The organism is Myceligenerans cantabricum (assembly GCF_054777735.1).
On sequence record NZ_BAAHAJ010000011.1, the window covers coordinates 57,874 to 70,665 of the forward strand.

Annotated in this window: 13 protein-coding genes; 4 read left to right on the forward strand and 9 right to left on the reverse strand. The window is 66.0% G+C overall.

All coding sequences use genetic code 11. From position 1 onward, the window contains the following. Positions 1–499: 499 nt before the first annotated feature. Positions 500–2,308: a hypothetical protein gene (locus ACYU96_RS14860; RefSeq protein WP_460755005.1), complete on the reverse strand. Its 1,809-nt coding sequence runs from the start codon at positions 2,306–2,308 to the stop codon at positions 500–502. 332 nt (positions 2,309–2,640) lie between these two features. Between ACYU96_RS14860 and ACYU96_RS14865 the strand changes: the two genes are divergently transcribed. Both ACYU96_RS14865 and ACYU96_RS14870 read left to right on the forward strand, forming a co-directional pair. Continuing rightward, positions 2,641–3,342, forward strand: a complete 702-nt coding sequence (locus tag ACYU96_RS14865) for a hypothetical protein (protein WP_460755008.1) — start codon at positions 2,641–2,643, stop codon at positions 3,340–3,342. Positions 3,343–3,367: 25 nt separating this feature from the next. Further along, positions 3,368–4,384, forward strand: a complete 1,017-nt coding sequence (locus ACYU96_RS14870; RefSeq protein WP_460755011.1) for a DNA-methyltransferase — start codon at positions 3,368–3,370, stop codon at positions 4,382–4,384. A gap of 47 nt (positions 4,385–4,431) precedes the next feature. On the opposite strand, the gene ACYU96_RS14875 is transcribed toward ACYU96_RS14870, so the two are convergent. The 5 genes from ACYU96_RS14875 to ACYU96_RS14895 form a co-directional block, all read right to left on the reverse strand. Beyond that, positions 4,432–4,869 (reverse strand): hypothetical protein, encoded by a 438-nt coding sequence (locus ACYU96_RS14875; RefSeq protein ID WP_460755014.1) that lies wholly within the window; start codon positions 4,867–4,869, stop codon positions 4,432–4,434. Positions 4,870–5,317: 448 nt separating this feature from the next. Next, positions 5,318–5,911 (reverse strand): hypothetical protein, encoded by a 594-nt coding sequence (locus tag ACYU96_RS14880; protein ID WP_460755017.1) that lies wholly within the window; start codon positions 5,909–5,911, stop codon positions 5,318–5,320. 65 nt (positions 5,912–5,976) lie between these two features. Further along, the gene (locus tag ACYU96_RS14885; RefSeq protein WP_460755020.1) at positions 5,977–6,807 is read right to left on the reverse strand and encodes an HAD family hydrolase; all 831 of its coding nucleotides are present in this window, start codon (positions 6,805–6,807) and stop codon (positions 5,977–5,979) included. Positions 6,808–7,001: 194 nt separating this feature from the next. Then, a complete protein-coding gene (locus ACYU96_RS14890) occupies positions 7,002–8,015 on the reverse strand; it encodes a hypothetical protein (protein ID WP_460755023.1) in 1,014 nt (337 codons plus the stop codon). A 56-nt stretch (positions 8,016–8,071) separates the two neighbouring features. Then, positions 8,072–8,413: a hypothetical protein gene (locus ACYU96_RS14895; RefSeq protein WP_460755026.1), complete on the reverse strand. Its 342-nt coding sequence runs from the start codon at positions 8,411–8,413 to the stop codon at positions 8,072–8,074. A 224-nt stretch (positions 8,414–8,637) separates the two neighbouring features. Here ACYU96_RS14895 and ACYU96_RS14900 point away from each other — a divergent pair, with 224 nt between their 5' ends. Beyond that, entirely contained in the window at positions 8,638–9,411 is a 774-nt protein-coding gene (locus ACYU96_RS14900) for a GntR family transcriptional regulator (RefSeq protein WP_460755029.1), read from the forward strand. Continuing rightward, entirely contained in the window at positions 9,408–9,947 is a 540-nt protein-coding gene (locus ACYU96_RS14905) for a GNAT family N-acetyltransferase (RefSeq protein ID WP_460755031.1), read from the forward strand. Before ACYU96_RS14900 ends, ACYU96_RS14905 begins: the two co-directional genes overlap by 4 nt. 98 nt (positions 9,948–10,045) lie before the next feature. Here the strand turns inward: ACYU96_RS14905 and ACYU96_RS14910 are convergent, their stop codons facing one another. The 3 genes from ACYU96_RS14910 to ACYU96_RS14920 are packed head-to-tail and all read right to left on the reverse strand — an operon-like array spanning position 10,046 to position 12,597. Beyond that, positions 10,046–10,873 (reverse strand): WbqC family protein, encoded by an 828-nt coding sequence (locus ACYU96_RS14910; RefSeq protein WP_460755034.1) that lies wholly within the window; start codon positions 10,871–10,873, stop codon positions 10,046–10,048. After that, entirely contained in the window at positions 10,815–11,483 is a 669-nt protein-coding gene (locus ACYU96_RS14915; RefSeq protein WP_460755037.1) for a YdcF family protein, read from the reverse strand. Before ACYU96_RS14915 ends, ACYU96_RS14910 begins: the two co-directional genes overlap by 59 nt. Positions 11,484–11,502: 19 nt before the next feature. After that, positions 11,503–12,597: a helix-turn-helix domain-containing protein gene (locus ACYU96_RS14920; RefSeq protein ID WP_460755039.1), complete on the reverse strand. Its 1,095-nt coding sequence runs from the start codon at positions 12,595–12,597 to the stop codon at positions 11,503–11,505. Positions 12,598–12,792 lie beyond the last annotated feature (195 nt).

Consider the following 12,792-nt stretch of genomic DNA (forward strand, 5'->3'; position numbering starts at 1 on the left):
ATCTCTTCACCTTCCGGGTGGGATCACAGCATGTTGGTGCGGTGTCTCTGGTGAGAGCGCTAGAACCCCGGAATGCTGCGGATTTCTGGCTCTCACGAGCCATTCTCACGTACCAGGCATTGGCCGTCAATTGCAGGCGTCACCGGTCAACGACCGTGTGGATCAGCCGTGGATTCAGGTATCTACGACCGCCCGTGTGGATGGATGGTGGATCGACTCGAACCGCAACCCTCAGATGCCCGACGGCCGTTCCCTTGCACGACGCCGAGGTAGGGAGCTGCTCCTCGGGGCGGTCTGCTCCGCTACTCATCGGCAAACCGTTCCACAGGGGCCACGGAGAAGGGGACCCGACGCACGGCAGAGTCCTGCTTCTTTCGGACCTGGGTCGCGACACGAGTCCACCGACGGACAGGTTCCGGCGCGTGCACAATCTGAGTCTGGAGGTTCGGATCATTGCTGGACGGAACGAGAGGCGCGGATGCACGTTCCGGACTCTGCGTCAGTTGGCAATGATCCCTTGATGATGGTCTCGCAGCCGCCAAATCGGCCATGCTTCCATCCGCTGAAGCCTTTCCGGTTGCATCTGGCCAGCCAGGTAGTCAGCCTCCTCAACTTCTCCGAGAAGGATAGCGCAGGCCAACTCGACCTCTTCCGCAAGTTCTTCCGAAGTAGCCGAAACAGTATGTTTGAGTTGGCGGATCTCATAGCGGTCCTGGGCAGTTAACATGTCATCTCGGTACTCAATCTGCCACCGGTTTACGAGATGGGTCGGCCCGCTGCCGTTCTTAGTGATGACCCACTCGTTCAATTGTTTCGCTCCGCGCAAGAACTCTTGCTTGCGCTCGGGGCATTCGTCTGCGGCTGTGATGAGATCAAGCACGAAATAGTTCGCTCGCGAGACGACTCGTTCGAAATCTGCTATCGCATCGTATGCGGGGACAGCTGATTCGAGACGTAGGTTGAGAATCGTGGGAAGGTTGTCTTTGTCGATGATGTCGTAGGCCGTGAGAATGTCGAAGCCTTGTTCTGGCGGCTCGCGATGCCCCCGAAATGACTGCGGAGCTTCCGAATCAAAGGGGTCGACAAGCCGCCAATGATTGGGCGCGTCGCCAGGTAAGGCAACAACCATTAGTTTCCATCGACCAACATTGATTACGCTCCAGCCTGTCTGGCCGTCATATTTGATCATCTGCGCGCCCTTGACGAAGACGTCATAGAGCATACGCAGCATGCGGCCCTGCTCGTCACTGATCTCGCCCAGGTCGATGAGTGCACCATCGACGCTCATAAGCACAAACAATTCATGCAGATTTCGCAGTAGCGCGAGATGTGCTCGAATTTCGGCTATCTCTTGCGCTGGGTATTCGTCGTCAGGTACGGATGTGAGGTCTACGAGATTCCCGTTGATCTCAAGCCGGTGGTTGTCGATGAGCGCGATCACGAAGGAGATCGCCCTATGACGCTCGGCGAAGTTGCTGTGTGGAGTGATGTCGATCTTGAATCTCTTCTCGTCTCCACTTGCCAGCACCAGGGCCACGCCTCCGATTAGCTTCACCTCAAATGTCTCGGAGTCGATGCGCCTGACAGTCGCGCGATCATAGCTGACCTCACCCGCTCGGAGGAAAACTTCAATCTCGTGCGCTACGTAGTCCGCTGGGAAAACCGAAAACTCACCAGGCATGGCCACCAGCGCCCCACTGGAGGTCGCCATCTCCAGGACGAAATCATTCTCCCCCGGGATGAGTTTTACGGGGGCGCTCCAGTCTACGCCACCGACAGTAGTGATCGATATACGCCGAGCATCGCTTGGCGCTATGGGCGTGAAGCCGAGCAAGGGGTTTTGATTTTTCCCCTTGAGTGCAACGAGTACAATTTGTTCAAATTCTGCAGCCCTCGTCGGCAATGGCTTTAAAGGCACCGAGATGTTCGCCTGCTTGGTCGAGGCTTTGCTCAGGAGGGCATCGATAGCGAACGGTGTGAGTAGCGCGTGATAAGGAGCCGTTTCCCCATTGCTCTTGACGAAAACGACAAAGTATAGGACCCCACGTTCCTGCTGATAGGCGAGAAGTTCCGTCCGGTTTATCGAGAACGACTTGCGCTTTTTAGGGTTACTCGGCGCCTTCCGCCCTTTCACTTGCACCAAAACGCGACCCATCCAGTCGTCTTTTTTCTTGCTTTCATTCCGGTACATTTCAATATGCCCGTCGGTGAAGGGAACCTTGTCCCCCAGCGCGATGAATGGCTGCAGACGTGGGCAGAGGGCGACCACAGATTGAACCGCGGACACAGCTAGCGCTTCGATATCCATGAGGCCACTTTTCCAGGGTCGTGCGACGACGCCAAGAGGCGCGCCGTGGATCACCCACGCACCCACGTAAGGATGGGCGACAACAAATGACGGTGACTCCCGCGGGGACCGCGCCGTCCGCGGTGCGCTCGCACCCGCGGGGCTTGCAGTGACGCGCGAAGGGCCGAGGTCTCGACGACCCACGCATGAGGCACGGCCCGCTCGTCCTGCTCGGCCAGAGAGCGCGGATCGGGGCGGCGGGGCAGGGCGGACACCTCTGGGATAACAAAGCCCGCCCTGCGCCAAGACCGGCACTGCCATCGTCCTGACGCTGCTCAGAGAGGTCGCCGGTCATGTCCGAAGCTCGTCCAACTGTTCGGCTGTCCGCGATCTTGCAGGAGACGCCCGGCCTGATCGGCACCACGCTGGAGCAGATCGAGTGGGCCGAGAGTGAGATCGACGCCGCCGTGGCGCGGCACCCGGACCATGCCGATCTCCTGTATCACGGGTTCGGCCTCCTGATACCCACGCATCGGTTGATGGCGACCGAGTTCGTGAGCCGTTCGCACTACCGGGAGCTCCTGGACCGGCTGGCATCAGGTCAGGACACCCGGCTCGGTACGGCGGCCGAGGTGTGCTGTGCGTGCTGCGAAGCCAGTCTGGTCGCTCCGTTGAGCTCGCCCGCTGCTGGCCTCTACTTCCGGATGTGGGAGGTTGCGTTTCCCGACATGCCGCCGGCCAGTGATCTGGCCCAGCACCACGAAGCGCTCGAGGGTTCCTCAATCGATGCCCTGGAAGCCGCCAGCAGGCGAACTCTGGCACGCAGCGATCGCATGGTCGGTGAGATCTCCTGCACGGGCATGCACCACGGGGAACCCGTGCCCTGCGCCTACGCCGCCACCGGTGCCGACGCCTCTGGGCTCACCGGACGCACACCGCCACCTCCAGATGCCCCGGCGCCTGCTGAGCACCCTGCGGCCCTGGTTTCGGACGGTGCGCCTGAGTTTCTCTTCGAACTGCCCGACGAGCCGAGTCCGGACGGCCTGGAGTTGTGAACCAACTCGCACGGAAGGGGCCCGGATGATCGAGCCGTACTACGCCGATGCGACCGTGATCCTGTACCACGGAGACGCGGCAGCGACACTTGCCCGCCTGGAGTCGCAATCGGCCGCCTGCATCGTGACGTCGCCACCCTATTTCGGGTTGAGGAACTACGAGGTAGAGGGACAACTGGGCGCCGAGGACTCGCCGACCGAGTTCGTTGCAGCGCTCCTCAGTGTCTTCCGCGAGGCACGGCGAGTGCTAGCCGATGATGGCACCTTGTGGCTCAACCTGGGTGACTCGTACGCCGGCTCCTGGGGCGCGCAGGGCAAGGCCCGACAGGGCCTGCACGGCAAGGTCACTGAGCGCGGTAGCAACCGTCTGCGCGCGTCGGGCACAGGCTCGATCCGCGCGGGTATGCCGTCGGCGAAGAACTTGATCGGTATTCCGTGGCGCGTCGCGCTCGCGCTCCAGGATGACGGCTGGATCCTGCGCAACGACGTCATCTGGTCCAAGCCCAACGGCATGCCGCACAGCGTGACCGACCGGCTCACCAACCGGCACGAGCACGTCTTCCTGTTCTCCAAGTCGCCACGCTACTGGTTCGACCTCGACGCGATCCGCGAGAAGTACGACGGAGACCGCACGCCATCGCGGCGAGCCCGAAGCGGTCACGCGAACAAGCCGAACACGATCGCTCGCCCCTGGGGCGGGGTCGCCGCGCCTCAGCCTCGTATGGAGGCGACAGGTGTCGCGCACACCGCGGTCCACGAGCGCGGCCGCAATCCCGGCGACGTGTGGACCATAGCCACCCAGCCATACGGAGAAGCTCACTTCGCCACGATGCCGCCCGAGCTGGCCAAGCGGTGCATTCTCGCCGGCTGCAGACCCGGTGGCACGGTGTTGGACCCGTTTTCCGGCTCGGGCACGACTGGCCTGGCCGCGACCGAGACGGGCCGACGCTTCGTCGGGATCGATCTGAACCTGGACTACCTCAAGCTGTCACTGCGTACGCGGCTGCAGCAAGGAGTACTGGATCTGGGCTCGGGCATGTGAGGACGGCAGGACGCCGCTGAAATCTGGCCGCGCCGAACGAGCCCGGCTCATGCACTGACTGGCCCCGTTCGCGTTCGGCGCCGTCGTCCAAGCAGGCGCCCGGCGACCAGGGCGACCACGCTGAGAGGTCCGGCAATGGCGAACTTGGCCATGTTCCACAGCCCCCAGAGCATCCCGAGGACGTAGATGTCGTTGCCGGTGGTCGCGTGCTCGAAGAGTGTCACGCACAGCGCGTAGAACATGCTGGCCAGCGCGGCAACGGGCATGCCCCAGGCCCGGTTCGGACGTCGGAACATCCACAGGACCAGCAAGGTCGACGGGGTCCACGCGACCGGCAGACGCACGGGTTTGCCGTGGTCGGCCCCACTGCCTCGGACGGGCTCGAGGTTCGCCCGTGTCTGGTAGGTCGGGAAGGTCGACGGCGGCAGGACTGCCGGTCCGGCGCCGGGGTGCGTCGCGGTGTATCTGGCCCATTGGGGTGTCATGGCTCCTGCCTCTTTCCGTCCGCGTGCCCGTGTTTGACGGTATGTGGATGTTCGCTGGGTGCGTCGCGGGTCGGCTCCGCGGCGCGGCGTGGCATCGCCGCTGTGCGCGGCCAGGCGGGAACGTCACGATGTACCCGCAGGACGTGTGCGCCTGACCGGGTGACTCTCCAGGCACCGCGGAGTCCGAGATCGGTCGTGGCGTAGCCGTACCCGGACGCGGTCAGTGCGTGTTCGACCTGCCGCATCGTCATCCCGACGGCAGCCGAGAGGTCTGCGGCCAGGCTTGCGGTCGGCCGCTCCCCGGTCGTGATGGCCAGCACACGGCACGCCGCGAGCCCATGCCCGCAGCCGTGGATGGCGTGGACGACGACGTCGGGCCCAGGCGGGATCTGGGCCATCGCTGCCCGGATCTGTGCGATCAGCGCGTGCAGGTCGGCCGTCCGGGTCATCACGGCGCCTCCCTGTCGGGGAGATCGAGTCGCACACGGAAGCTGTCACGATCGCGGACCAGGACGGCCGCCAGATCCTGGGTCCGCGGGGCTCCCGCTGCTCGCCATGCCGTCTCGAGTGCTCGCAGGCGGTCAGCGGCGTCAGCGGCCTGGGGCCGTGTGATCAGCCGCGTGCCGCAGAGCATCGCCACGTCTGCTCCCCTGCCGTCGTCGGTTGCGGTGTTGCCGAGGCCGATCCCGGTGCCGATCTCGGTGGTCGCGGTGAACAGGCCGACGGGGTTAGTGGCGATGATCCAGTTCTTCAGGTGCGGGTACTCGCCGGCGTCGTTGGTCCAGGTGGTGACCTGTCCGATGCGTAGTGTCGTCAGCCAGGTGCGGGTAGTGGCCGCGTCGGTGTGGGCGGCGAGGGCGTAGACGCCGTCTTGGACCTCCACGGTGCACGAGGGCGCGGCGGTCACGGGCTCGGCGTCGTACAGGTCGGCGAAGGCGACCACGTCGAACCGGCCCTCGGTTCGGGTCACGATGACGCGCACCTGCGTGGCGGGCAGGCCCGCGAGCGTGCACCGGGTCACCAGGTGACCGTTGTCGGACAACGCCGCCAGCGTCGAAGCAGGCAGGCAAGCCCCTCCTGGAGCCCGGCCGCCGGTGGCCGTGGCGCTCATAGTGTCGCCGCTAGATCTCGCAGGACCTCGACGGCGCCGTTCCGGTCGATCGGTCCGGTCACAACGTCGGCTGCTGCCTGGACGCGTTCGCCCGACTGGCCCATGGCCACGGCGGTGGCAGCCCATTCGAACGCGGACAGGTCGTTCAGGGAGTCCCCGACGGCGACGGTTGCTTCGCGTTCGACGCCGAGCGTGAGCCGCACCCGCTCCAGCGCGGCGCCTTTCGAGGCGCCCTTGGCGGTCAGGTCCAGCCAGTCAGGGTCGGCCGGGGTCACGGTTGCGCCGCAGCAGGACAGTTCGTGGACGAGTCCGTCGGCGTCGGTGGCGTGGACGACGGCGCGGGTGGTGGGAGTGTTCCACAGGTCGTGTTCCCACCGGGCGCGTCGCTGCCTGCCGTTCAGTCGCCCGCGGGGGAATTTCTGGCTGACCAGCCATCCGCCCCGGCCGATGTCCTCGACCGCGAGTAGTGCGTCGGGAGCGGCGCCCAGGGCGCGTAGCAGCACCGGCGCCGGGTCGAATCGGACCTGTTCCTCGACCACGAGCCGGGGACGACGCGTGAGCGGGGTCGTCTCGATGCGAGCGATCGAGGCGCCGCCCGACAGCACGACGAAGCCCTCGCGGAGTCCGAGTTGGCGTACCACGTCCAGTGCTCCGGCCGGGGACCGGCCCGTGGCGAGGACGAGGTGGTGGCCGGCGGTGAGGAAGTCCCGCGCCGCGTGGATGGTGACGTTCGGGACCCGGTGGCCGGTCTGCAGGATCGTGCCGTCGATATCGAGCGCCAGCATCGCAGTTGTCGCTGTGGCGAGTTTCGGTGTTGCCGAGTGCATGTGCCTTCTCCTTCACGGGGGAGTCGTCCTGCTCGGCGTCGGGGGCAGTGCCCGGCGTCGGGGCGGGTAGGAAGGTCCGCGACGCGGCCTGGCCTCCAGGTGTTCGGGTTTCGGGCCACCGCCACGAAGGCGGTGGGGTCTACGGCCGGGCTCGGGGGCGGTCTGGGTGAGCCCGGCCGCAAGCAGGAAGGGCCCTATGGGCGGGTGAGGGAAAGCTCGAATCCGGCCGGGCGTCCGTCGTCGCGGTCGGCATCGGCGGTGCTGCGCCACCAGGGTCGGCGTCGGCCCTCGACGCCACGCGGGTAGCCCAGCCCGGCATCGCGTGCTGCCTGTTCGACCTCGCGCATCGTGGCACCGCATCCGGCCCGTATGGGTGCGTGGCGCACCCAGCCGTGCTTGCGCAGGGCCCAGACCTCCGCCCCGGCCAAGTAGGCGTGGTCGCCGTGCCACACCCGCACCACCGCCCCCGGTTCGGAACCGGTCGCCGGTGCGGTCATCACGGCGGCGGTCAGTTGCGCCGCCAGCGGCGAGAGTCCGAGCTGGAGTGCCTCGGGTGGGACCAGCGCGGTGACACTCTCCTTGAGACTGTCACTGGCCGCGACGGTGGCGTGGACCGGGAGGCCGAGCCGGGCGCACACTGCGTCGTCGGCCGCGTTCCGTGACGCTTCCTGAGCGGTGACGTCGCACGAGTCAGGTCCTGTCGGGATGACCTTCAGACCGGTATTGGCGGCCAGCATGTCCGCGTACTCGCGGATACCCGGGGTATGCAGCCGCGCCAGACTCGTCGCCTTGCCCCGCGACCGGGTACGTGGCTGCTCGTGGGCTCCGCTCGGGAGCGCAGTGTCCAATCGTCGGTTGATCCGTCGGCCGGTCCCGACGTCCTCGGCTGCGACCAGGGTCCCGGCCGGAAACTGGAGGTCCTCCAGCGCCAGCCTCAGCACGGACAGGTCGAACGTGACCGTGTCCAACAGCTCGTACCCACCGGGCATCGCTGCATCCAGGCGCACGGCCAACGCCCCATGCGAGCAGAGCCCGAACCCCTCACGGACCCCGAACCCCCTGGCCATCTGCAGAAGCCCAGACAGCGACTGGCTCGTGGAGAGCACCATGTCGCACCCGGTCGCCAGCAGCAGCTCCAGCGCTTCCAGGACCCCGGCAGCATCCTCCCGGTCGCTGACCGCGAGGTCAGCATCCGCGTCCAGGACCACCGCCCGCACGGCGCTCCCGGGAGTCACATCGACGGGGACGGTCGCGTCGGCCCGGATCACCGGAAGGCTCCTGACCCGAGGTATCCCGGGCCGCGAGTGCCGGCCGGATCGCGCAGCTGCGACCGCACCTGAACCTCCAGCCCTTCGCGACGACCCGTCCACAGCGTGGAGCCGGGCACCGTCAAGCGATGGTCCAGCGGAGCATCGCAACCCAGCAGGCGAGCGATCCGCTCGCCATCGGACAAGTCATGCGGCTGCAGGCACAGCCAGCCGCGCGCGGTGGTCACCATCGCGACCCGGTCGCGACCAGCGATACGAACGAGTTGTGCCGCGGTCTCCAGCGACCGCAGCAACGCGTCGTCGGTTGGCTGGTCCTGCTCGTCGAACTTCGGTCTCATGCCGTCTCCTCCCCCGCTGCCCGACGCGTTGGTCAGGTCCTGGGTGCTGCCGTGCGGTCAGATGCGACTCGCGCTTCACCCACAAATCGGTCAAGCTCGAACCATTCGTTCCACTTATTGGTACGAGTGGCATGACCAGAGTGACCGGACTCATACGTCGTGTCAAGAGGTGCCGCGTATCCTCGGTCGTGTTGTGGCATCGACCAGCAGGAAGGAACCACTACGTGGCCCGGAACGCGACCTACCAGCGGATCGCCGATCAGATCCGTGACCGGATCACCACCGGGGAACTCGCCGAGGGGACGAAGCTGCCCAGCGAGTCCCAGCTCATGGAGGAGTTCGCGACCTCGCGCAACACGGTCCGCAACGCGCTGGGCGAGCTGGAATCCGAAGGGCTGATCAGCACTGCGCAAGGACGCGGCAGCTTCGTGCGTGAGTGGAACATGCTCACCTTCCGCGCCACCCGCGCCGAGCACATCGACCGGCCCGCCTCCTGGAGCCACGACTCCTTCGTCTCCGAGACCCGCGAAGCAGGGCACGCACCGTCGACCGAGTTCACGATGCGCATCGAGCCCGCCGTGCCCGAGGTCGCCGACCGGCTCAAGATCGAAGGCAACAGCCTGGTCGTGTTCCGGCGCGTGGTCCGCTACGCCGACAGCAAGCCCGTCTCCCGGCAGGACTCCTGGTACCCGATGGAGGTCGCCGAGACCGCCGGGCTGAACGTGCCGCACGACATCCCCGAAGGCACCGTGCGCGCCATGGCCAAGGCCGGGCTGAAAGAAGTCGGGCACTACGACGAGCTCACCGCGCGCATGCCCACGCCCGAGGAGTCCCAGACCCTCGACGTCCCCGTCGGCGTCCCCGTGATCGTGTATGTGCGCACCGCGTGGACCGAAACCGAGCCCATCCGCGTCACCCGCACCACGTTCCCGTGCGACCGGAACAAGATCGTCTACGAACTCGGGAGCCTCGACAAGATCACCAACCACGACGCATGAGGATCTACCGCGCCACGGAGGACGACGTCCCCCTCCTGTACGAGATCCGCAATGAGTCCGTTGCCTGGCTTGCCACCCTCGGCACCGACCAGTGGTCCAGCCACTTCCCGACCGAGGAGACGATGCTCAAGGGCTTCGCCGAAGCCGCCCGCTCCGGCACCGTCTGGCTCGTCGACGACGCCGACGGCCCGCTCGCGACCGTCACCCTCGATACCGTCGCCGAACCCGTCCTGTGGACCACCGAAGAGATCGCCGAACCCGCCCGCTACGTCCACCGCCTCACCGTCCGACGACGCGCCGCTGGGGTGGGACTGGGCAGCGAGATCCTCAACTGGTGCGGCAACCGCGCCTACCATGAAGGCGCCCGCTGGCTGCGCCTGGATGCGTGGACCACGAACACGGCCCTCCACCGTTACTACCTCGACGAGGGCTTCACACATGTCAGAACACGAGCACTGCCCGACTATCCGTCAGGCGCCCTCTTCCAGCGCCCCGCCGCACCGGCGGTCACGCCGCGACTCCACGAAGGAGGTTAGGGGCGCTCCTCGAGCGGCAGATCCGACCGTGGCTTCGAAGCTGCCACCACGTCCGATGCAGGTCAGCCCTGTTGCGGCGGCACTTGCACATACGGCACTCACCGCGCGCCCGACGTGATCTCAACCCCTGGGTGCGAGTTCGGCGACGGCTGGTGAACGGCTGCGATGCGCTGTACCTCTTCAGACACCGCGTCGGGGCCGTACGTCATCAGCGCATGCAACGCGGTAACCTTCCGGGCACCCCGCCAGATGCCTTCGGAAGGCGTCACGAACGGGATGACGGTTGTAGCTTGATCGGCGAACGGCTCGGGACGGAGGTACGTCATACCGCCGGGACCGCAGAGGTATCCATCTGCGTGAACAGCCTGTACCAGGTCAGCGAGCCGAAGTGAGCGTTCGGAACGGACGGTGAACTGGCTGCTGCGGACGGACCTGCCGGTCCATCCGAGGAGTTGGAGTAGCAGGCGGGTTGACGTTTCGGTGACAGCTGCGATCCGATCAGTGCGGTCCATGGGGTCTGTGACGGCGTCGAGGAGCGAGCACAAGTCCGGCCAGTAGGGGCTGGACCCGTACAGGTGGGCGAGCGTCTGGCGCATACGACGACGCGACCGAGCAGGGTCGACGAGGCGCGCCTGCCGAATGATGGTTGCGCGTCCCTGCGGCAGGTGGGTGGGCAGGGTCAGCCACTGGTGCTGTTCAGGATGGTCGAGCGAGGCGAGCCGGGCACGGTGTTGGTAGTCGCGGCGGGCGAACTGGACGTCGTCCAGAACGATCCAGCAGTCCGCCGCGAAGATCTTGGCGAGCGTGCTGAGCCGCGGGAACAGGTTGGGCTGGTGGATTGCACACAGCCGGAGACCCGGTGGTGCGTTAGGCGGCGATGAGTCTGCTGGTGAAGCCTTCTCGGATGAGGTACTCGTAGGCGGCATGCACGTCCTCCGGGATCGTCTGCTCGATGGCGAACCCGAGCGCGGGATACTCGATCACCCGCTGGAGGTCGCCCACGAGCATGTCGACGACGAGCTTCTCGTCGCCGATGCTCTTGAGATAGTCGTCGAGGTTGAGGGGTTCTGAGGTGCAGACGATGTCGATCTCGGGCCACACCTTGCGGGCGGTGGCGTAGGAGCGGCGCTCCATGTAGGGCTTCGAGATGAGCAGGACCGAGGCGGGGTGGATACCGGCTGCGGCGAGGGCATCGCGGGAGAGCTTGATGTTCTCGCCGGTGTTGCTCGCGTTCGGCTCGAGCAGAACGGCGTCCTCCGGGACTCCCAGCTCCAGGGCGTGTTCGCGGTAGTGGACGGCCTCGCCACGAGGGAAGCGTTCCGCGGTGGTGGGGCTGTTTCCGCCGCTGAACACCAGCACCGGGAACAAGCCCGCTCGATACAGTTCCGCGGAGTAGGTGGCGACCCCGAGGTCATGGCTGCCCAGGCCGAGGGCGACGTCTGTCGGCCGCACGGTGTGGTGCATCTGGTGGTAGTCCCAGATCAGTTCGGCCGCGTGCCACTGGTTCTCGCTGAGGGTCTGCTGCTGATCGGTCACTCTCGTCCGTCTCCCTGGTTCACTGTGCGGCGGGCACCCCCTGGCTGAAGGCACGGATTCCCTCGATGCTGCGTAGCTGGTGGGTCAGCCCGAATTCGGCAGCGACGCGCTGGGCGCTATCGAGGGTCCGCAGTCCATCTTCCAGGGTGCTCGGGGCGGAGACCAGGATATGGCCGTAGGCAGTGTCAAGACGTACTCGTTGCATGGGGGAATCGGCGACGCCGGCGCTTCGGGCAACGTCGATCAGGCGCAGCGCGCCGTCAAGGTCACCAACGCCCCGGGCTGCTAATGCGAGCTTCTGGTGCGCGACCGCCCAGTCGTCTGGTTCTGCGAGGTGCTCGAAGTCCTGGATGGCGGCTCGCATGGCCTGGGCTGCGTAGTCATACTCACCGTCCTTGCTCAACGCCGTGCCGACCCACAGCCGCGCCCTCGCACGGTCCCGGCCGGTCAGGCGATCATCGGTCGCGAGGTCTTCATAGCTGTGGGCCGCAGCATCCAGGTTGCCGCCCATCTCGGCGACGACAGCGAGCGAAAGGTCGAGCTGGCCGACGCGCCGGGGGATAACCAACTGATCGAAGATTGAACGGGCTGCCGTGTAGGAGCGTTGCGCCGACAACGGTCCGAGGACCTGCCCTCGATCGCGTCGGAGGTCGCCGAGCAGTGCCGTGGACCGCGCCAGGAGATAGAGGCCACGGTCGTCCAGGTCGGACGGCTTGAACCTGGGGGTCCACCGGCGTAACAGTTCCTCCGCGAAGGCGAACTTCTGGGAAGACAGGGCGACGATCACGCGGTCGAGGTCGTCTGTCCATTCCTCGTACTCCCATGCTCGTGGACGCGGAACCACGACGCGACGGGCTGTGCCTGGAGAGTCTGGCCCTGCTTGAGACAGGAACGTCTCGAGGCGTAGATGGACGGCCGCATCTGCCCTGGCCAACGCAGTGTCCAGGATCGCTTGGCTGTCGCCGTTGGGCTTGGTTTCCGCGAGAAGCTTCTCCCATTTGGAGACCGTGTTGATCGCAACTCCGAGGTCCTCAGCGAAGCGGCGAACACTCAGCCGGAGGGCATGGCGCAAGGCGCGGGCCTCCAGGCCCGTCCACTGATGCACCGTCGCCATATCCGTCTCCCTTCCTCTCGCTCATTCAAGCAACCCAGGCTCCGTCCAGGGGGTGGAAGTGGGACAGAAGTGGGACGCCAGTTGATTCCCTCAAATGCCAGGTCGCCACAGGCTTGTCCTACCGAGTTCGCCGATCTTCTGGACGGTCACGACCATGGATTCTCTTACCGAACAGAACAGCGTCGCCTGGCCGAT